Origin of the sequence: Rummeliibacillus pycnus (genome assembly GCF_044359855.1) — a bacterium.
GTDB classification, from domain to species: domain Bacteria; phylum Bacillota; class Bacilli; order Bacillales_A; family Planococcaceae; genus Rummeliibacillus; species Rummeliibacillus pycnus_A.
In genome coordinates, this window is sequence record NZ_CP132291.1 from 1,727,569 (window position 1) to 1,749,096 (window position 21,528).

Below are 21,528 nucleotides of genomic sequence, written 5' to 3' on the forward strand. Positions count from 1 at the left end.
ATACATGGTAACAAAAATGATAATAAGCAATTAGCATCAATTAAATATCTTCTCTGTTATATATATTTAATCTTATAGAGAGGCAATAATAATTTTTTGTGTAGTATTTTATACGCTATTTTTTATTTGTAGCCAGCTTCTTTTTTAATAGATTGTCTAAGTCTTCTTTTAATTTTGTATAAAAATACTCGTTACCTAAAGTCTCAAATATATTCAAAGATTTATTGCATTTTTCAATTCCTTCTATTATAGAATCATCTATTATATTAATCATTCCTTCATAAAATAGCGATAATGATAGTTCGAAAAATTCTGTTTTCTTCGATGTATATGTTTTAGTAGCATTTAATAACATTTTAGCAGATTCAAACTCATTATTTTTTATACTTAATTCTAGAAGGTTAAATAATAAATAGCTTAATACTTTTGTATCTGAATTCAATTCCTTATATTTGTCTGCATATTTTAATAAATTTTTTGACATTAAAAAAGCAGTAGATGGAGGAAATAAAAATAAGAAATTATTTAATACAACCAACTCATGGTAGCACCAATCATCAATGCTTAATAAATAATCAGCCATTTCCTTAATATATTCTTTATTTATTTTATTTACATCCAAATCATTTTCCATACAATGACACAAAATATATAAATGTCTTAAAAAGATATCGGCATTTTCTTCATATTTCTTTTCCGCTTCATTTTTTATTTTTGAAATTTCTTCTAAATTCTTTTCATAGTATAATTTTATTACATCATTATAGTCATTCATTTTTGATGATTTTTTATAATCATTTTTAATATAGAAAAACTCATTGTAAGACACATTGCAATATTCCAATATTTCAGTAAGCTTATCTGATGAAATACTATTTTTTCCTGATTCGATTCGAGCAATATATGGCCGAGTCATGCCAATAGCATTAGCTAGTGATTGCTGTGTAATGTTTTTATTAGTACGTATTTTTTTAATTACTTGACCTATTTCCATTTTCTAACCCTCTTATTTCAAGAAATTTGTATCATTTTTTTTACACTTTATTAAAATTACATTTTATCCATTATAATTTCCTATATAACATAAAAGGAAGGAATGATAAGACGATGAAAAAGAAATCTACTTTCGTTAAGTTTTTAGTTGCAGCTTCTTTATTACTAACTTCATCAACTATTCAACTTTTCTGGTTTTTTGCAGAATACTAAGATTTTGTTTTTTTGATTACTATCTTTTCTTTTGTAACCCCAATCATAATAGTCCTTATTCAAATCCTCCACATTATTAAAGGAGGATTTTTTTATGAATCATTTATTTTTTCTAAACAGTCTAAAAATTTATTTTACAGTTAATTCTATCACATATATTCGTTTACTAATCATTTTAAAGTTATTTTGTACTATTCCAAAAGTAATAGCTGGAAAATATCAAATTTTATCCTAACAGCTAAGGTTATTACACTCTGTTGCAGTTTTGGTTGGGAAATAGAAAAGCACCTACTTTATTGATACGTTCATCGTACCAGGGGGTGCTGATCATTTATTTGCGTTGTTTGAATATGGGATTACAATGAGGAAAATATACAAGATTGTCCTAATCATTTCAAATGATTGTCAATCTTCTTTTCTACATACATACATACATACATGTTTTCTACAAATTCCGGTTGGTGACTGGCCCCCAAATTTATACTCTAAAAATTGTTTATTTTTGAATTTTTCTAAGTAAGTCAAGAAGCTGCTTTTTTCTCCTCTCGATTCAATTCGCAAAATTATGATGTCTGAAATCGTTCTTGTATCGGTATCAGAACCACTTTATGAAATAACTCTTTTCCTTTCTCATTCAATGAAAGATATTTTGTTTTCCATTCCTGTTCCCGTTTAATCCAGCCCAACTCTTTCATTTTGCTTAACAGTTGAGTGATTTGGTCAAATAGATTCTCTCCTTGTTTGAAATTACCTTTCATGATGCTATACTCTATCAGGTACGGGAAGTAATGGTAGAAATTATGTTTCCGATATAAATCGGTCCTATTTTTAAAAAGAAAGGATGATGGTGAATGTCTATTCGTATTTTTTCAGTAGATCAACAGGTAATGGGGGGATTTGATGGAGGAAAGCTTGTTGAACAAAAGCCCATTGGATTTCCAGGTGAAGGATCAGCTGTAGAGCGTATTGGAACGCTATTTTATTGGGCGTGGTTTCAGGCAAAGGAAGATGCTTTTCTTCCGCTTCATCCTCATCGAGGTTTTGAAATCATTTCATATCTTCTAAATGGTAGTGTGCATCATCAAGATACACAAGGAAATGAAAAAACTCTCAACACTGGTGATTTACAAGTCATGCAAACAGGGAGTGGGGTTCAACATTCTGAGAAATATAAAAAAGGTGCTTCTGGATTTCAAATATGGTTTGAGCCATTTATGGGCGAATCGAATTACGCTACTCCTAAATATACAGATTATGAGGAGCATGAACTTCCTATTATAAATAAGGATGGTTTCACTGTTAAAACCATTCTTGACGAGAATTCTCCCGTTCATTTAGTGGCTGACTCTAAAATGTGGGATGTCACGATTTCGGCTGGACAAAAGTTTGAACACGTTATACCTGAAGGTTATTCTATTGCAGGGCTTGTTGTGGAAGGACAATCACATTGGCATTTCGAAACTGAAACAAAATCCGTGATGCCACAAGTATTCGTAGTATGCGAAGCTGTTAAACTCTGTTCTTTAAAAATCGAAGCGGATGTCAACGAGGATACTCGTTTAATTCTCATTCAGGTGCCAAGTGTACTTCCTTATCCTTCGTATAAAGAGGTTAAATAAAAAAAGGTTAAGTAAATATGATTAGGTGGAATCAATTTACTTACACTATCATTAAATAAAGAAGGCACAGGACTTTTCGCTCTTTACTGCACATAGGCGGGGCATCAACAAAACGTGAATTTCGTATGAAATCCGCGTTTGTTAATGAGGATAATTAACTACATGTAAAGGGGTAACCATTACTAATTGAGTTATTTTACTTGCTAGAATCTCTTTGAGCTCCCATATAGCTTCCGATGACATTTTGATAACTAGGAAGATGTTTAGCAAGTAATGCTTCATAGCCTTCAACATCATTTCACCAGTCATGTTGTAATTCTGCTGCAACATTAAACCAGTTCATTAATTAGCCCCCCTGAACCATACGCATAAGGGCAGCATCTGCAACTTGTTTACTGAAAGTTCCTGATGCATCGGATACAACGAACACCTCATACTTTTATAATACTATAGTCCATTAGGGCAACAAAGGAGTGCTGAAAATGGAGGAAAAGAAAGTTACGTGGTTAGAACTCTTTTTTGACTTGCTATTTGTAGCAGCTGTTGCAACTACTACTCATGTTTTACTTCATGTTGAAAAAGGGTACATACATCCAGAATATTTATTGAAGTTTGCTCTAATGTTTATCCCAATATGGTGGTCTTGGGTTGGACAAACGTTGTTTATTAATCGCTTTGGACAAGATTTTTTGCATCAACGCTTATTAATGATTCTTCAAATGTTGTTTGTCCTTACTTTGATTTCCAGCTTATCGGTTGATTTTGATCAATACTATCTCTCTTTTCTTATTGGCTATATTGGAATAAGAACACTAACAGCGATTCAATATCTTGTTGTTCAAAGATTGGAAGAAGGGTATAGAAAAAAGGCAGCCTGGTTTTTAGGAACACGTTTTTGGATTGGGATTATCATTTCACTTCTCTCTATCTTTTTTGATTCATGGATTCGATACGCTGTGTTATATGCAGGAATTGCTGTCGATATTATTGTGCCTATTTACGGACGAAAGTATTTGGTTAAAGCCCCGACCAATATTGCTCATTTATTAGAACGTTTTGCATTGTTAACATTAATCCTTTTTGGAGAATCTGTCGTCAGCACGCTTTCTGTACTACAGCCACAAAAAGGTGATTGGGAATCAATCTCATTTTCCATTGTTTCATTTATCCTTATTATTTCGATGTGGTGGCAGTATTTTGATAATGTAGAAAAGAAGGTAAACAAGTCGATCCAAACAGCAGGTCAAACCATTATTTATGGTCATCTGTTTATTTTAATTTCTTTGAGCATGATTGCAGCTTCTATTAAGCTGTTGTATTTACATGAGGCCTATTATTCATTTATGTTATATTTTGTATTTAGTTCTGTACTGCTCTATTTCATCTCAACTACTATTGTTTTTCATCAATATAGGTATGAACAACACCGTTTGACAATTTACCATTTAGGGTTATTCTTAGGGATTTTAGCAGTCTTTTTTATTATTAATTCGATCATGGTTGTTCCAAACATTATCATAATGGGGGAATTATCCTTGTTTTTTATCATTTATGCTAAATTAACAACCACTTAAAAAATCCGGTAGTTTTATAATAGGATTCAACTCCGAAAAATAAAATTTTCAATTGTTAGCGGTAAGCTTCACAACTTTTTTTAAACATTGCAATTTTATTTCAAAGCAACAGTTAAGAAACCCAGCTAATCTTCGCATGTGAAGGTAGCTGGGTTTTAGTTAGTTTTGCAAAATAGTAGAACGATACGCCACACATTTTTGGTCTTAAATTATTTCTTGCTCATACTGTTTATCCATATCGGGTGGTGACTGGCAACCAAAATTAAAATCGCATATTTTAAGGTGCGACTTAGTTGTAATTAAGTGTAATTTCAAGCTTTTATCAAATGTTACACTTATCTAATTTTAAGTCGTATAGCAAAATGGTATGTTCTTAATTTCTTTGTATATATGTTTTGAGGTAATTGTTTAAGTGTATGAATTTCTAAATTTATGTGCATTAGATTTTATTAAGATACCAATAGAAACGCTGAATATTATGCTCTGTTAGTAAAATAAGCTCAACAAAAAAGGGCATCCATCCATTTTGGATCAACGCCCTCGATCATAGAATTTTATTCACTATTTAAGGTGCTTGTTTAACATCTTACATGTTTCCGTTTGAAGCCAATTCTACCTTTATCTACTTCCTTTTGAATACTTTCATAAGCGTGAAGGAAACTACTTTTTTCATTGTCCTTTTTGAGTTCTACAGTACCTACTTCTTTTGCAGTTTCGACCGCCTTGTCATGGAGCGGTAAATATGAAACTCCCACTGTGAATAGGAAATTGTTCATAGCAGATTTCGTTCGTTCAGGCGAATCGTGAATCGTATTTTTCACAATTTCAAGCATATTGGCAATCTTGCTTTCGGAAAATTCAACATCTGAGCGATTCCCCAAAAGCCAGCAGTAGCAACTCCAACCCGCTGACATTCTCAGTTCATCACCACTTGTGATCCATTTATCAGCAATTTCTTGTGCAATATCCGCTTCAGCTAAAGTTACTGCTACCACAAAATCAGACAACATATAAAAATATGCCGAATCCATCCAACGATCAAAATCTGACTCAGTCATTGCTTGTGGATCGGCAATAATGCCTGCAAAGTACATTGCATCGTAGTTCCCTGTGGCATAAAGCTCTTCAGCTAAAGGTTGATTGATTTTTATTTTCTTGGCTATTGGCTTCATCGCACTTGTAGCCACGCCAAAAAGTGGCTCATGTGCACCATTGGAAATGTATATTTTTTTAGTTCGTTCCTTGCCAAGAGCTTCAAGCTCCTGGAATTTATGTACCATTTATTGAGTTGAAGAAAATGTATAATCTTGATAACAAAAGTGTACTATTATTTATAAGATAAATAATAGTACACTTTTTGTTTTATACTTTAAGATTTTCGATTTCAATTATGTTTGCCATAAGTTCAAGATGATGCATAATAGTAAGTTTTTTTAATGTTGGTAATCCAGGAAAAGTACCTTCATCATTATGTTGCAATAATCTTCTTATAGCAAAAGTATTTATCCTTTCATCGTCTGAGTATCCTTCATACCAAACAATAAATTTAGATAAAGCTTCAGCAAACTTTCCAGCTGGGTCATCTATATCATCATTTGAATCCGAAACAAAATGTGCTACATTTAATTTATTTCCTTCAATAGGAAAGACTAAATGAAATGCAACTGCATACGGGGCAAATCCGCCTTCGATATAATCTTCACCAATAATCGAATAATCAGCAAAACCCACATATCCTTCTTGTCTATAAAAAAGATGTTCTTCGCTAAAGAATTCAATATCATTTTCTAAATAATCAGCATTCCTAGAGAGCTTGTGAAATTTATCTTCCAAGATTGCACAAGCAGATAAACTTAAATGTCTTTTAAAGTCTCTACCAATTGGCAACAAATTAAGTTTTGGTAATCCCCCATTAAATATCTCATTGTAAATAGGTAGTAAATTCAAATCTCTATGAATAATTACCAAGTCTTCCAATCCTGCTCCTGTCATTCTAATTAATTCTGGTATTTGTGTTCTCGATTCCTCATTAAGAATATGTCCAATAGTTATCTCTTCTTCTTGGAACAAATGATAAAATTGCGAAATAGTTGCTTCATCCTGTAGTTGGTTTCTTAAAACTCCAACTGTGGGATTAGATATTAATATCATTTGCTGATTGTTCTCAGTAAATGTTCTAACAGTTGATTCTAATGTACTGCTAAGCTTTGTAGGTTCTACGATAGGGATAATATTTTCATTTAATAAATCGTTTTGTAATAGTTCTCTTAGTGCTATTAAATCATATTGACCGCCTCTTAAATAAGGAAAATACATGTCGATGCCTCCATTATAAATGTTAAATATCGGAAAGTTTTTTATACTTTTCAACATTCAAATCCATCTGATAGACAAGCCATCTTATTTGAAATGGTGTCTTATTAATCATTTCGACACCAATTGCACTTTTCCTCCTTTTTAACTCAAAAAATGTATTTTTTTGTATCTCCAATAGATCTATAGTTTTAAACAATTTTAAACAAGCTTTATAATATTCGACAGGTTTTACTTTGGGAACAGAGCCAAAGTACTTTTTTATGATATTTTCGTACTCACTTTTCCTTAACAGTTTGAAAAGAGCATCATATTCTAATTTTGTATTATCTTGAACAGCTGATTTTTTCAAGCTTAATCTGCCATGTTTATTTAAAATGTAAATACCAACATTTGCATGTAGTTCTTTCACTAATTTATATACTGGGTAATAATTGTCTTCTGAAGTTAATACGTAAACTTCTGAAAAAGCTTTATAATAATCTTCTAACTGATAGCTCAATCGTTCAAGATTATCAAGATCTGTTTTTATTTCAAATACCATTCCCTTTAAATGATTTATTATAATAAAATCGGCCTTTGATTTCCCTATTCTAACTTCACTAAATGCTGCTGATGTATTTAAACTATATTTTCCTAGAACCATTTTGTTAAAAAGTGTATTTTTGTAAAAATATTCATTTCTATAATTTTTTGATAGATTTTCATAGTTAGTACTTATTTCTTCTATTATTCTTTCAAAACAATTATTCTTATTATTTTTCATTATTTCTATAATTTTCTTCTTAGAGAAATAATGATTTAAATATTGATATTGATTATTCACCATTTTTCTCCTTTTATTTAACTGTCTTATAATAATTATTTTATACTATTATATGTACCAAATAATAAATTTATTTATTATTTACTTTTCTATATAAAGTCGCTCTGCTTACATTGGTAATCTCAGCAATCTCATTCACGGTTAATTTGTTCTCATCACGATGATTAAATAGTTCGATAGCATGCTTTAAGCCCATATGTTTATCAGTATATTTTTCTGGTCTGCCTTTATACACACCTCGTTTTTTTGCAAATTCAATCCCTTCAAGCTGTCTTTCCTTTATCATATCAGCTTCAAACTCAGCAATACCACTTAATACAGTTATCATTAATTTACCGATAGCCGACGAAGTATCTACTTTGTCTCCCCCCATGTTAAGAACAATCAGGTTGACCGATTTAACATTTAACATTTCTATAGTAGAAAGTGCATCTTTTGTACTTCTAGCAAAGCGGTCTAATTTTGTTACAACAATTGTGTCATTAGTTTGAACAACATCTAGTAACTTTTGAAATTCTATTCTATTATTTTTTTGTCTTCCACTAACCTTTTCCTTAAAGATCTTATCACAGTCATTTTCCTTTAATTGTTTAATTTGCGCATCTAGGTGTTGGCCAGTTGAAGATACACGTGCATACCCATATTTCATATCAAAATCACTCTCTCCTATAAATTATTTTTGATATATGTATATGATACATTATGAACCCACATAAACATTGAGTCAACTATTCGTATCAAATGGGTACACTCAAATGATACACTCAAACAAAAAAAAAAAAAACGTATCCACAAAATTGGATACGTCTTTATACTATAGTTGCTCTTTTAATATTGATTTCAATAATTCAATTGCATCTTCGTCTGATGAATCATTTGTTCCAAGCTGTCCTTTAAATGCTTTAGAGAGTATAGACTGTTTTAAAATGTCTATCGTGTTTTCTAAGTTCAGAATTCTATTTATTTCTTCTTCATTATCAAACACTTTATCTAAAATTTTTACAATTTCATTTTGTTCTTCGATTGGAGGTAACGGGAAAACATAATTTTTTAAGAATTCTTTAGGAACCCTTTGTTGACCAACAGCACCTGTCATTTCGGCTTTAGCTTCATATCTGAATTTACTAGCTCTTAAAAAATAATGAACATAATTTTCATTTAACCATTTGGACGTCCTTAATACGTGAAACTCTGTTGAACCAAATCCAATGCCATTAATTAATCCTTTCGCAATTGCAAATTTACCATTTTCCATACATGGAGTTATTTTAGCAAACAAAATATCTTTTTCTATGAAAAATGTATAACCTTTTTTCACTTTTGAAAATGGTCTCTCCTCAATTTCTAGAATCTTTCCAATTACTTCATCAACTGCCGACATTGGGATAAATGAACATATTTGTGTATCTTCATATTCAACTTTTAATTTCTTTGGGTTAATTTCGACAACTTCGCCTAATCGAACATTTCTCCATGTACTAGGAATATTTCTATTTTCTTCAATTTCTACAATGCATGGTGACCCTTTTATTTTGGATAAAGAATCTAAAATTTCATTTATAGGTGTACTTCGATTACTAAAACGCCATTTTTTTGTTAACTTCCCATTGAATGCATTTATTAATACTGATTCTTTACGAAGATCAAACGTTTTCTTCGCTTCATCAATTAAAAGCTTCGCTTCATCAATTTTCCCTAGCAAACGTTCAACTTTTTCAACAATTCGTTGTTGTTCTTTTAACGGTAGTAAAGGAATTCTTTCATTTTTTACACTAGTTAAATTTAGTTCAATTTGATTTGTACTCCCACTCCATAAGTTTTCTAATATGTTTTGAATATACGGACCCGATAACCATCTGAATAAATATCTAGCATCCATTAATTTAGGATTAACTCTTATAACAGTAACATGAGAATCTGTAACAGTTGGGGTAATTAAATCTGAATCAATAATTGCTAATCTACCTATAGTTCCTGTACCTGTAGAATTCCAAAGAATATCATTTTTCCTTAGAAATCTCTCTTCTGTATATTTTTCTAAAGTCGTTTCATCAATATACCTAGCAACAGATAAATCAAAACCACTCCATTGTACACATTTTTGTGAAACAACCCTTGCATTTGAAAAATCTACATATTTCGGCGACTTACCTCTTTGTATATAATTACAAACTGATTCTAATTTCACCCAACAACTATTTTGTTTCAGTTCATATGGTATCTCACTGTCGATAATTGCATGAGATACTACTTCATCTAAGCTATGTTTCTTCTTAGGCATCCTTATCCACCTCAATTGCACGCAATTCATCTACTACTTCTGTTAAGAATCCCATTGCTTGCTGAAGTTTTGCAATCGCTTCTTGTGCTGATTCGATTGGATCTGGTAAGTTATCATAAGCTGACAATGAATCATCTGCAATTAACCCGATGTCTAAGCTATCATCTTTCTTCGCAATCTCTTCTCGTGAAAAACGGTTCCATCGGTCATCTGTTATAACATCTCGATCTTCTGCATGGTATGCTACGATGAAGTCTTCAAAGTGTTTTTCTGTTAATGGTGTACGCTTTCCGAAGTTTGGCATATTTGTACGTAAATCATATACCCAAACATCTTTTGTATTATCTTTATCTGATGTTCCACGAGTAAAGAACAATACATTTGTTTTAACACCTTGAGCATAGAAGATTCCTGTAGGTAGACGTAAGATCGTGTGTAAGTTACATTTATTCATCAAGTCACGACGAATGTCTGCTCCAACACCTGATTCGAATAATACGTTATCTGGTAGCACTACTGCTGCACGTGCTTTTCCGTCAGCTTTTAAACCATTGTAAATTAATTGTAGGAAGTTTAATTGTTTGTTGGATGTTTCATACGTTAAGTCATCACGTGTTGCACGCTCTCCGCCCTTTTTTGTGCCAAATGGTGGATTTGTTAAGATAACATCGTAGTTTTTCATCCATTTACCATTAGCAGATAATGTATCACCTTGAACTAGAGGACCTTCAATATCATGTAGTAATGCATTCATAAGAGCAAGTTTATGTGTTTCCTTCACTAGCTCCATACCAGAGAAAGCTTCTTTCTTTTGGAATTCTGCTTGTGCTGGTTCTAAATCGAAGTAATCATCTGTTTGGTCTTTTACATGACGATCTGCTGCAATCATAAAGCCAAATGTTCCTGCTGCTGGGTCTGCACAACGTTCTCCAGGCTGTGGATTAACTAAATCAACGATAACATCAATTAATACACGAGGTGTAAAGTATTGTCCTGCACCCGATTTCTTTTCATTTGCGTTCTTTTCAAGTAATCCTTCATATAGATTACCTAGGCCTTCTTCTTTAGCATTGTACCATTCTAATCCATCGATAGATTTTATGATTTTCTCCAAGTTCTTTGGCTCATCAATACTTGTTGAAGCACCATCATAAATTTGACGGATTCTTTCATTTTCAGATTCACCTAATTTTAGTAATAACTTTTGATAGAACTTTTTAAGTTCAATTCCTTCTTTTTCTACAAGGTTATCCCAACGATAGCCTTCTGTAATAATGCTTTCTGTATCTTGTTCTTTCATCATTTTCAAAAATAGTAAATATGTGAGTTCCGTTACATATTGTTGATATGTAATACCATCATCACGTAATACATTTGATAAGTTCCATAGTTTTGATACAATTTCTTGGTTATTCATTTTGTTCCTCCGATTATTCCATTGTCGTCTTTATTATATAGAAAAAATTTATTTTATCATAGATACGGCAGCACTATCTGTTACATGAAGAAGGCCCAGCAAATGCTGGACCCACTATTAAGCATATAAGTTATCATTTATCGTTTCAACGATACTATCAATTGATTCTCCAAATTCACGATGCATAATTTTATATCCGCCCTTACTTGCAAAAGGCTCTTCTTGAAAAGCTTCTTTTGGATTTAGCGCTAGTACTGGAACTTGGAGAAGTTGTTTTTCAATTCTATCTAGCCATTTTTTCTGTCTAGGGTTCCAATTATGCAGTGACATCACTTTATTCATCGCATTTTTAACTCTTGTTTCATGGTCTACTAATGCTTCACCTAGTGCCGCTTGTCTGATGAAACTAATAATATCTGCTGCAATATCCTCGTTTTTCGTCTGTTTCCAAGCTGTTTGTAAATGTGATTCTTTAAATCCCTTTGTTTCTAGTATAGTAACGAGAGAACGTAAATCGTCTCTAGTTAAATCCTTTGGCCGTGAACAGATAATTTGTAGTGCAGGTATTTTATTAATATTATTCTTGATATAATCTACAAAACCATTTAAAAAATCCTGTGGGCGTTCATTTCCTTTACCATATCCTCTTTCAACTGGCTTGACATAATCAACTTGATGGGATATATATTGTTTTTCTCCAGTTATACGATATTCACTTAAATACTGGAATAATAGACTATTATTTTGTGCTTGTTGAGGTGTATAGCTCTTAATATCCTGAGCCCAAGCATCAATTGTAATACCGTGGGATAATTCTTCAAATTTGCGTTTACCTTCATCATCTAATTTTTGCTTACGACGTTGAATTTTGGCCACTAGTTGTTCCCGAAAATAAGCCGCTTCCTCTTCAGTTTGTGCATTTTGGAAGTCATCGCTAAGTTGTTCAATTGTTTGATTTTGCTTCTTCACAACTGGTTTCATTTCTGTATAAGCCTGTAATTTATCATAAATTCCAACAGCATCAAAGATATTGAAATGTGTCTTTCCAATTTCGGGACATAATCTTGTAGCTCGACCTAACATTTGGTCGTACAGTATACGAGATTGAACACGTCGTAAAAATACTATATTACTAATTGCTGGTACATCGATACCCGTTGTTAGCAAATCGACAGTGACAACGATATTTGGCATATTTTCATTTTTAAATTTCTTTATCGCTTCATTTGGTTTATATATTGAACCTGTAATTTTAACAATAGCATCGTCATCCACGACATCACCACGTTCCTCATACGATTGTTTCAATAAACGTACAATTAAATCTGCATGATGATCTGTTGCAGCGAAAATAAGTGTTTTTTCTTTGCTCTCAGGGTCAATATAGTTCGTTAGCTCATCTAATATTGCCTTATTAAAGGATTCTGTTATAACTCGTTTGTTGAACTGTTCTACATCAAAGCGAAGATTATCCTCCATTTTTTCAAGAACAATTTGGCCAGTCGCTGCATCATAAGCTTCTACTTCTTCATTTTTCTTAAATGATATACCATCTTCAGATAGTTTTGTTTTGAATAGATACGGTGGCTCATGGTCTACAAGATAACCATCCATAACAGCTTCTGAATAAGAATATTTATAAATAGGCATACCAAAGATTTTTGTGGTATGCAATGCAGGTGTAGCTGTTAAACCCAAAACAGTTGCATCAAAGTAATCAATAACTCGACGATATTGACTTACATAATCATTTTGGTCAGTAAATAATAGCTCTTCCTCTGTCATTTCACGGTCACCTGTATAGCCCCTATGCGCTTCATCAACAATGATAAAGTCATATTGTCCAACTGTCGGCATATCTTCGCCATTATTGTAATAGACACGACGCACCATGCTTTGTACTGTAGCAATATGAACACGGGTTTCAACTTCTGGCGGCATATTAGCTAATTCACTTATATTATATATATCCGAGAATGCTAATCCTTCAATTTTTGTATCTTTTAATGAATCAATCGTTTGTTGGCCTAATGGATTACGGTCTACTAAAAATAGTATGCGACGAGCTTTTTTAGATGCAATTAAACGATACATTAAAGCAATTGCAGTACGTGTTTTACCTGTTCCAGTAGCCATCGCAATTAACATTTTACGCTGACCTACATTGATAGTTTGCTCTGCTGCTAATACGGCTTTTTGTTGATAGTAGCGTAATCCAAACTTATTAATGTCCATAGCATTCAGTAATTCTGTTGATTCTGAATCATCCTGGTCTAGCAATAATTGCAAGTCCGCTGGAGAATGCCACCCTTCCAGTGGATGTGCGTGCTTATGTGGGGTACGTGCATCCCAGAACCAGATACCTGATGCATCTGCTAACTGTTTTAGATACGGCCGACCATTTGTAGCATAGATAAAAGGTACTTGATACTCGCCTTTTACAGGTAAAAATTCCTCATCATCTACTTTAGACAAGTTTTTAGCATATACTTTCGCTTGACTATCTAAGGATGCAGGAATATTCTTACGCTGAGGTTTTGCTTCAATAATCCCTACTAGCTTTAGTCCAATGAACAAGGCATAGTCAGCACGTCCATGTTTTGTCGGCCATTCAGCAATCGCCATATTACGATTCTTTTGAGGGACTGTTTTATGTTTTTGATAGTTAAGTTGTTCTGTATCAACTTCCCATTTTGCAGCACGTAATTGTTCATCAATGATTGTTCGTGTTTCAGCTTCTGATAGTTGATGTTTATTAATAAATAATTTCGACTTACGTTTACGTTCTTTTTTGTTTTCAGGTGCTTCTGTTTCTGCATTAGAAGCGACTTTGACTAACTGTTGTTCTAATTCTTTTTCTTTCTCTGCATATTCCGCTTCAAGTGCTTTTAGCTGTAACTCAAATTGATGTCGTAGCTTTTCTTCATCAGGCACAGGATCTGGTTTATGATATGTAGGGGTTTGAAAATCCCAATCAACATAAACTTCCATAAACCATATCGATAAACGAAATGCAAGCTGTACAAGAGCTTCCGCTTCTATTGAAGAACCATAACCAGCTTCGTGCATAGCATAGTTTCCTTTTCTACGCAGTGTCTCAAAGATTTCAATTAGTTCTGCTTCAGCTATTCCTTCTCTTCGCATTATATTGATACGATCCACTTGTTTTGCTTGATAAGGCTCAGTCACATTTTCAGCTGCTAATATAAACTTTGCAATAGTTTCACCAAGCAGTCTCAATTTCATAATAGTTGTGTGTGGGTCTCTATAGATATTCTTTTCCGCACTCTCCCCTAAATTTTTAAGTACGGTCCATTGTCCTGTAAAGAACATAAAGTTACTATTCATCACATCACCCGATTTCAAATTATATGTTTATAGGTATATTATACAGTATTTACTTAGCATAATATCCTACATTTTGTAAAAGAGGTTTTCAGCAATAAAAATCTTTAATTAAAATGCAAAAGAAAAAAACCATCTACTAGATGGTTTTTAATAAATTTAATTTAGTAATCAAAGATAATGTAATAACATCCATTTAGATATTCTTTGTATATTGCTATTCGCTTCTATTCGATCTATTTAATAAAATCAATATTTTTTTACCGGTATTTTTCTTATAATCAGTGATATTTTTGAACATTTTTGCAAAGTTCAACATCGAAATAAAAAACATCGTGAAGAAAAAATTCTACTTCTAGAAAAAGGGTATATTTTCCTCTATAATTTGCCTTATTAAATCATACGCAGCTAAAGTGTTAGATTTTGCTATCAAGCGTGGTTATTTTCAAACAAATCCATTTGCTCTAAAAGAAAGAAAATTTTTATTCACGTGAACAACTAATTGAGTTTTATCATGTGTACAAAACCAAATACGATCCTAATATGATAATACATGGTTTACGACATACACACTGCTCCTTACTTTTTGAAGCGGGCGTAAGTATTAAAGAAGTGCAAGATCGGTTAGGACATAGTGATGTCAAGACAACGATGAACATCTATGCACACGTTACAGAAAAAGCCAAAGAAGTAGCTATTCAAAAATTTGAAAGCTATCTTAACATTTAAACTTGAATACGTTTTTGACTACGTTCAAATGAAATTCATTGAAATTCAATGAAATATAAAAAGTGCCAAAAACCTTATTTATCAAGGATTTTGACACTCATTGAAATCGTATGATTTCGTAATATGGAGACGGTGGGTGTTACTGATTCAAAATCCTAAAACCCTTTAATATCAATGTTTATAAGGCTTTTTTGACCATTAAAAAATGTTCTTACAAAGGAATTAATAAGGTTTTACTAATTTGCTTACGGAGACGAAAGATTAAATGTAAAAGATCTTGTATAAACAATTTTATTAGTACTTGAAAAAAATTCTACGAGTTTTAATATTAATCCTGTCCACAGTTAATTATTCACTATTGTATATTTTTAAATATTATTTAACAGAAGGCGAATATTTAACCTTCTTTTCTCAGCTTGTGTGGACCTTTTTTACACAGTTCTTGTTATTTAACCGGGATTCGGGTGCAGTTCACTTTATACAAGGCTTTTATTTAATATTATTTTCTTTCCTTTCTATCTCTCCCAACTTAATCATACAATAATGCCAACTATCACTTTCGTAGTTATCGGGATTTTGCCCTAGACTCTCGTCCAATAGCACAAAAATCTCTTTTAGTTTAGTTACATTATCTATACCTATTCTATCTTGGTTTTCATCGGTTAATATCCATCCTATATTATTTAGCAACATATGAAAGAAGTAAATAATCCGATAATTTATTGCTTCTTTACTTCCTACCACATGTTGATAAAGTGAATTTATTTGTGAAACAGCTTCCTCAGTATTTACAAACTCTCCGCTATATTCAAATTTTGCGTTTTTATTTATTGGTATATGATTTAACCTTTGCGAAATTCCCCTTATAAGAATAAGGATGGAAATATAAGTTTCAAGCTGCTCTTTAAAAAATTCATAACCTCTTTTTTCCAGATGATTATTTTTTATATTTTTTACAATCGTATTATCAATGATTATTAAAACTTCTTTTAGGTAGTCTAATGATCCTAGTTCATTTTTAGTTGAGCTAACTTCCACTATTTCAGATAGAAGCTCATTAAATTCTTTCAGCTTATTTATTCCGTTTAACGAATCTCTTAAGGAACCGAAAGAGAATTTCTTATCATCCATAAAATAAAGTGATAATATCATTAGCATAGGATGGGTCATTTTCGTCAAAAGTGATGACTTAATATTATCAAGATGATACTGGGCTAAGGTTTTAGCTTTTTTATTACTTAACTCTATTTTTTCCTCATCTAATATCATCTTAATTGCGTTAAAGAAAACTGGGCTTTCAAATAGTTTATTTCGATGGGAGTTACTAAATAGTTCGAATACCTGCTCAAACTTCATCTTTCCGTTCTCTAGTGATTGGACCATTAGTTCCGTAAAAATCTCAATCCTTTGTTTTTTTATATCTTCTTTCTTTTCATTAGTTGAATAATTTATTGCTTCCAAATAATCTACCAGTTGTTCAAAATCAACAGGAGCTTTAGAAAAGACATTCCTTGTATCAATTTCATCAATTAGCTTTTCATTCTTACTCTTAATCTTTAAAAATATTTCATCAGCTATTTCATCTGAAAAGATAATTTGATCATAAAAATTATACTCCACTGTTTTTTGAATATCCTTATTTCCAAATTTGTAATCAATTTGATCAGCACCAAAATATGTCTTTAAGAATAGATTATCGGTAACCTTTAGATATGTCCTTAAGCTTCCTTCCTTTATTACATCATCAAAATCCTCTTTGAATAATGTTTTAAAGATATTTAGCTTTAGGATAAGTTGATTTACAAGGATTTCATTATTTTCTACAATAATGTCCTTCTGCCCATTTTTGATATTGTCTTCAATAAAATCAAAGGTCTCTTTTATTTCGATAATTATTTTCTTAACATACCTAGCATTACTTAATTTAATGTTTAAATCATTGAGATAGACAGCAATATTCGAAATTGTTTCTCTTTCACTTTCTATAAATTTTTCACTTATCCCCTCTCCTTTTTCTTTCTTTTTTAATAACTCTTGCAATTGATCGTCTTTTCTTTTTAGTAAATCGTTTAAATTAGTATTTAATTCCTCAATATAATCCTTGTATTTTACTCTTAAAATCTCTATTTCATCATTTAGCATATCTGTTTTAAAAGTAGGTATTATAGCTTTTAAATAGTGCGTAGCAAGTTCGTAGGTTTTTATTTTTTTTAATTGAAATCTCGTATTAATAAATTTCTCTAAATATTCAATGGAAATATGCTCTGAAACTAAGTTTTCATAATCTACAAGAAAAATTACGGTAATTTTTTTAAAGTCTACTATCTCTTTGATAAATGTTAGCGTACTGTACACTGTTTCTATTTCCACTCTATCGAGATCATCAACAATAAGATAAATTCTCTTATTTTCTGATACCAACCTTTCAATGTGATTTTCTAAGTCTTCTTTCAACTCTCTAAGGTCTTCCTTTTTATCTTCAGGGAAAATATCAAAAAATGCAGAAAAATTAATAATCGTCTTATTATTAACAAAATTTAACAGAAGATTAAAATACTTTTTATAAGGGCTACCTTTACCTGTAAAGATGCCATTTTCAATTAACAAAGCTTCCAACCTACCAAACACATACTTTATTAAGCTTTCTCTTGTATCTATAACCATTGGCTGGATGTAAATTACCTTATTATTCTCTTGTTTAAATTTATTAATAATGGCATTCATAAAGCTTGTTTTTCCCTCGCCCCAAGAACCACTTATAGCAATAGCATAGGGATCATCTGTCCCTAAATCATTTAAGAATTTATATATTCTATTAAACTCTTTTTTTCTAGTTGGAAATAATTTATTGTATGATGATATAGGAACATCAGAGGTTTCATCCTGTTTTAGGGCAATAAAATCCCCACTTTCTTTCATATCTACTGCCTCTTCATATCTGCCAAGTGATCTGAATAGATATAGCAGAGGAAATAGGACAATATACCAAACTATCTCTCCGCCCACTGAAATTGCATAAAATAGTACTGTTAACAATAAAAAATAAACTGCATTACAATAATTACTTTTTATAGAATGATATGATTTTGTAAAGGTCAAAATCTCTTTAATTAATAAGCCCGTTAGTAATATAAACACTACTAGTGTAATCTTTCCATACCTATTAATTGCCTCTAACATTGCTTTGTTATCAATTAACCTAACGATATAGGCAAGTACAATTGTTATAAGTATTTGATATAAAAACTCTATGAAAATTGGCTTTTTCATTTTTATTCGTTTCATCATCTGATAAAACATACCAGTAATGGTTAGACTATATATTAAGTATAAAAACGATTGTTGTACTGTGTGGTTGATTAAATTCAGGCTAAGCATACATCTTACTCCTAACTGCTAAGTTATTTATTCAGGGTACTATATTGAACAGCAAATTATATATTTGTAATAATATTTTTCTCTAATTTTATTTTTGATTGGTTGGTTATTGAAATTATTATTAGATGACGAAAAGGACAAAACAAGTAATGCCAACGGTTTTTGGATAAAAACTATTAAATAGAGATTGGTTTTTTTGAAAACGAATGAAAAAATCTCGGGATCCATTGAGGAAAACCCGAGAACTGATTGGATCTAGATGCAAAATCGGAAATGTTTATTTTAACGGAAATTACTCCAGAATTGGAAATATTTTTTGTGTTACAGCTCTTTTTTCAACCACGCAACCACTTCAAACGCAGCAAAGTATTTTTCAACATATCGAATTTCACTAGTTTTGTTTGGCTTAAATCTTCAAATGATGAACTACCACTTGTTTTGAAAACATAGCATATATACATTTATACATTTCCTATTTTTGTATAATGCCCATTTTGAATTTATGAGCCTAAATACATTCGATCTCCAAGGACTATTTATGAGAAGATTAAGTTAAACTAATGCTTTACCAAATGCCTTAACAACATCTTCCCCATCTAAGTTTGAAATAGGTTTATCCATTGCATTACTTATCAAATTTACTAAGGATTTTACTCTTTTGATAAAATATTCATCGAAATTATCATTTTTTATATCCACAATGTTAATTAAATGGGACGAAAGATAACTGTTAAGATTTTCTTCAGTTACTCGATTATCATTTATAATTTTTTGAACATATTTGCTAGGTGCTGAACCACCAATACTTCGATTTGTTTTTGCAAATAAAGGAGTTTTATTCACAATAGAATTCCATTTTCTCTTTTCAATTTTTTTATCTTCACAATATTTACGTGGGAATATATGATGTATATCCGTACTTTCATCTAAAAATGTTGTAAAGTCCATTGCACTACCTGTAATGAAATCTAAACATCCTTCTTTAAGTATCAGTGCCATTACACCTTTATATGCTGCACTTAAACGAGATTGTAAAGATAGTAACCTGGTTGGTTGGAAGTATGCTCGTTGGACAGTATCTGGTTCTTTTCCTCCATCAATCCACTCCATCATTCCGGAAACATCCGTTGCAAATCTTGTTTCATTTGCTCCACCATACATTTCACCAAATACACCACACCAGTACCAGTTCATAATTTTCTGTTTCACTGTACTATCCTGTGCCTTATTTTTTAGTATGGCGAACATAACTGATAACGGTATTAATTGCGTACTATACGGTAAATCACGAGAAGTAAAAATCCGCTGTTCCTTCATAAATTTTGCAGCTTGAATAAAGCCTTCAGTTAAATCATCTGCATACTTTTGATAATTGTCTAATGTTAATTTTAATACATCACGCTTTTTACAGCTAATTGCTTCTCCACCATCTTTTCGAACATAATAACGATTTAATAATGTTATAGCAGTTAAAAAGTCAGATGATGAGACTTCTTTTAATAGCGCTTGATCGTGATTAGCATAAGACAAAGCAGAAGCATCAATCATTTTTTCTGAGCGTTTTTCCCAATCTTTTCTAAGTTCGAAGTTATCTGCAGCAAATGTAGCAGTTACCAATTCAAATACAGTTAGGGATACTCCACCAGTATTTACATTTTCAAAGACTTGGCATACAGCATCTTTAGGGGTATTTTTTGCTAATGTTATAACGGGTACTTTATAACTTTGGATTGGATTTAAAATATCTTTATTAAATTGAGAAAATTGTTGTGAAATTATTGGATCATAATTATGATACTTTTGATAACCATTTAACCAATCCATATATTCCATTAGGTCATAGACAATGTTTAATGGAAACATTTTATTAGCAAATTCTTTATCTCGTGTACTAACATCTAGTTCTATATCCCGACCAAAATTTGTTCGAATAATTTTATCTTCAGGAACTGAAATTACTGCATCTACACGATCCGTTGTACTATTTAGGCTTTTTTCAATATCCAAATAATAATAGCGTTGGATTTCTTTGTTTTTCTCAGTACGCGTTTGTACCGGTTTTCTTGAATATAAAGAATTAAAAATTGACGTCATCCTTTGCTGTCCATCCAAGACTAAGATTTCCGGACTATCTGTCGCAGTAGCGCCTGTAAATGGACGATATTTAAATCGAATTTCACCATTTTCACTAAACTCCAAAAACATCAACGCTCCAACAGGATATGCATTTGATATACTCGCAATCAATGCCTTAATACGATGATCATCCCAAACCCAACCACGCTGAAAATCTGGTAGCTGAATTTGCCCATGCTCTATATTCTTTAAAATATCTGCAATTGCCGTGTCATTTGACTTAAACGTACTACTCATCTTTAGTCTCCTTTTTAAGATACTTTATAATCGGAATTCAGATTAATGTATCTCTTCTAAAAACAACTTGATTTGCTAATTGAACTGATTGTGTTTTGTAACCAGATACGAATTCAAATCTTATTGATTAAATATTTGACAATATATCTTCGTTTTATCAAGATAGTGTAAATTTATGAATTAATCTGTTTGAGTGACTGTCACTTGTTGTTTTAGTTTAACTGTTCCTTTTATTTCCTATATTATATTTAATTTTGAGTGTTGCTCCTTTTCCTTTTGGCGGGGCATAAAGAATTTCATCACTTGGTTTCATGTATGAAGACATAGCCTCGCAGCAGGATGGCATTCGATGATTCTAAAAAGGATAACCACCTTCACTTTTATGTACTTCTCCTGGAGTTATGCCACATATGTAATCCTTGTTGTTTTGCTTCGTCTATAAATCTAGGAATTTCGATTTTAAAAAT

Annotated in this window: 13 protein-coding genes and 2 pseudogenes; 3 read left to right on the plus strand and 12 right to left on the minus strand. The window is 31.7% G+C overall.

Features of this window, described 5'->3' with window-relative positions:
* Window positions 1-115: 115 nt before the first annotated feature.
* A complete protein-coding gene (locus Q8X41_RS08535) occupies window positions 116-994 on the minus strand; it encodes a helix-turn-helix domain-containing protein (RefSeq protein WP_397539804.1) in 879 nt (292 codons plus the stop codon).
* A gap of 708 nt (window positions 995-1,702) precedes the next feature.
* A pseudogene (locus Q8X41_RS08540) lies at window positions 1,703-1,943 on the minus strand (MarR family transcriptional regulator); the annotation flags it as partial.
* A 114-nt stretch (window positions 1,944-2,057) separates the two neighbouring features.
* Here Q8X41_RS08540 and Q8X41_RS08545 point away from each other — a divergent pair.
* Window positions 2,058-2,825 carry a pirin family protein gene (locus Q8X41_RS08545; RefSeq protein ID WP_397539805.1) on the plus strand — a complete coding sequence of 256 codons (768 nt, stop codon included), beginning with the start codon at window positions 2,058-2,060 and terminating at the stop codon, window positions 2,823-2,825.
* A 196-nt stretch (window positions 2,826-3,021) separates the two neighbouring features.
* Here the strand turns inward: Q8X41_RS08545 and Q8X41_RS08550 are convergent.
* A pseudogene (locus tag Q8X41_RS08550) lies at window positions 3,022-3,261 on the minus strand (hydrolase); the annotation flags it as partial.
* Window positions 3,262-3,307: 46 nt separating this feature from the next.
* On the opposite strand from Q8X41_RS08550, the gene Q8X41_RS08555 reads away from it, so the two are divergent.
* Window positions 3,308-4,399: a low temperature requirement protein A gene (locus tag Q8X41_RS08555; protein WP_397539806.1), complete on the plus strand. Its 1,092-nt coding sequence runs from the start codon at window positions 3,308-3,310 to the stop codon at window positions 4,397-4,399.
* A gap of 578 nt (window positions 4,400-4,977) precedes the next feature.
* Here the strand turns inward: Q8X41_RS08555 and Q8X41_RS08560 are convergent.
* The 7 genes from Q8X41_RS08560 to hsdR form a co-directional block, all read right to left on the minus strand.
* Window positions 4,978-5,679, minus strand: a complete 702-nt coding sequence (locus tag Q8X41_RS08560; RefSeq protein WP_397539807.1) for a DNA alkylation repair protein — start codon at window positions 5,677-5,679, stop codon at window positions 4,978-4,980.
* Between the two features lie 82 nt (window positions 5,680-5,761).
* Window positions 5,762-6,715, minus strand: coding sequence for a sce7725 family protein (locus Q8X41_RS08565; RefSeq protein ID WP_397539808.1), 954 nt, complete (start codon window positions 6,713-6,715; stop codon window positions 5,762-5,764).
* 22 nt (window positions 6,716-6,737) lie between these two features.
* On the minus strand, window positions 6,738-7,538 hold the full coding sequence (locus Q8X41_RS08570) for a sce7726 family protein (RefSeq protein WP_397539809.1): 801 nt from the start codon (window positions 7,536-7,538) through the stop codon (window positions 6,738-6,740).
* A gap of 70 nt (window positions 7,539-7,608) precedes the next feature.
* Window positions 7,609-8,187 carry a recombinase family protein gene (locus Q8X41_RS08575; RefSeq protein ID WP_397539810.1) on the minus strand — a complete coding sequence of 193 codons (579 nt, stop codon included), beginning with the start codon at window positions 8,185-8,187 and terminating at the stop codon, window positions 7,609-7,611.
* Window positions 8,188-8,352: 165 nt separating this feature from the next.
* Window positions 8,353-9,819, minus strand: a complete 1,467-nt coding sequence (locus Q8X41_RS08580) for a restriction endonuclease subunit S (protein ID WP_397539811.1) — start codon at window positions 9,817-9,819, stop codon at window positions 8,353-8,355.
* Window positions 9,812-11,236, minus strand: coding sequence for an N-6 DNA methylase (locus Q8X41_RS08585; protein ID WP_397539812.1), 1,425 nt, complete (start codon window positions 11,234-11,236; stop codon window positions 9,812-9,814). The genes Q8X41_RS08580 and Q8X41_RS08585 overlap by 8 nt, the downstream gene beginning before the upstream one ends.
* A 117-nt stretch (window positions 11,237-11,353) precedes the next feature.
* Window positions 11,354-14,584 carry a type I restriction-modification system endonuclease gene (gene hsdR / locus Q8X41_RS08590; protein WP_397539813.1) on the minus strand — a complete coding sequence of 1,077 codons (3,231 nt, stop codon included), beginning with the start codon at window positions 14,582-14,584 and terminating at the stop codon, window positions 11,354-11,356.
* 498 nt (window positions 14,585-15,082) lie between these two features.
* Between hsdR and Q8X41_RS08595 the strand changes: the two genes are divergently transcribed.
* Window positions 15,083-15,310, plus strand: a complete 228-nt coding sequence (locus Q8X41_RS08595) for a tyrosine-type recombinase/integrase (RefSeq protein ID WP_397540231.1) — start codon at window positions 15,083-15,085, stop codon at window positions 15,308-15,310.
* A gap of 489 nt (window positions 15,311-15,799) precedes the next feature.
* Here Q8X41_RS08595 and Q8X41_RS08600 read toward each other — a convergent pair whose 3' ends face one another.
* Both Q8X41_RS08600 and Q8X41_RS08605 read right to left on the minus strand, forming a co-directional pair.
* Window positions 15,800-18,688, minus strand: a complete 2,889-nt coding sequence (locus tag Q8X41_RS08600) for a P-loop NTPase fold protein (protein WP_397539814.1) — start codon at window positions 18,686-18,688, stop codon at window positions 15,800-15,802.
* 552 nt (window positions 18,689-19,240) lie between these two features.
* Window positions 19,241-21,061 carry a DUF262 domain-containing protein gene (locus Q8X41_RS08605; RefSeq protein WP_397539815.1) on the minus strand — a complete coding sequence of 607 codons (1,821 nt, stop codon included), beginning with the start codon at window positions 21,059-21,061 and terminating at the stop codon, window positions 19,241-19,243.
* Window positions 21,062-21,528 lie beyond the last annotated feature (467 nt).